The following is a 215-nucleotide window of genomic DNA, read 5'->3' as shown; positions in this document are numbered from 1 at the left end:
AGAAGTGCCCCTGCTCGATGTCGAGATACGTGAGCACGGCGGGATGCACTCCCGTTTCGACGGCGTAGTCGCGCCATGCGGTGTAATCGGGGTCGACGTCGATGCGCTTCAGACGATCCCATGTTGCCATGTCGAAGTCATGCACGGTGCGGTTGTACTCCGGGGGGTTGCCTGCCGTTACAACGATCCAGCCGTCGGGCACGCGATGACGGCCG

The 215-nt window shown here is 62.8% G+C and carries 1 pseudogene; it reads right to left on the bottom strand.

Annotated elements, in window-relative coordinates:
- Positions 1 to 215 (bottom strand): annotated as a pseudogene (locus HJV72_RS19325) (ATPase); the annotation flags it as partial.

Origin of the sequence: Extibacter sp. GGCC_0201 (assembly GCF_017566055.1) — a bacterium.
Classification (GTDB): domain Bacteria; phylum Bacillota; class Clostridia; order Lachnospirales; family Lachnospiraceae; genus Extibacter.
The sequence above is the reverse complement of the archived record's forward strand: the minus strand, read 5'-3'. Positions and strand labels throughout refer to the sequence as shown.